This window comes from Methylobacterium sp. C33D (assembly GCF_053345825.1).
In genome coordinates, this window is record NZ_JBKFAV010000128.1 from 1 (window position 1) to 554 (window position 554).

At 63.2% G+C, this 554-nt stretch carries 1 pseudogene; it reads left to right on the forward strand.

Annotated features, from left to right (window positions below):
• Positions 1–352: 352 nt before the first annotated feature.
• Positions 353–554, forward strand: a pseudogene (locus ACLBXO_RS31690) (porin family protein); the annotation flags it as partial.

Sequence of the window (554 nt, forward strand, 5' to 3'; positions counted from 1 at the left end):
GTGCTGGGGGTGAGCCTGACCGGCGCGGTCGCCGAGGGCGTGCAGCTGTCGGTGGGCTACACGGGCGATGTCCGCCCGAACGCCACCGCGCAGGTGTTCACCGCCGGCCTCCAGGCCGCTTGGTGAGGTATCGGCAGACTGCCAGCTCACAGGCTGGTGTGTTTCGCACAACCACTGGAGGATGGCGCGGCGTGCCATTCGTCTTACAGCAAAAAATCAGCTTTAATAAACGTTAGTCATCGCAATCGTGCTTTTCATTTGGATTATCAGGTGTTGCCCGCAAGATACATCTTTGGGACGGCGCATCGGATAAGTCGACATCAGCAAAAACCTCAACTGGAACTGCGCAACCATGACCAAGATCCTGGCCTCTCTGGCCGCGTTCACTGCCCTGACCGCCACGGCCTCCGCCGCCGACCTGCCGCGCCGTGCCGCGCCGCCGCCGGTGTTCACGCCGGTGCCGGTGTTCACCTGGACCGGCTTCTACGTCGGCGTGAACGCCGGCTACGGCTTCGACGCCAACAGCCGCAACACCACCAACTACGCCCTGCGCG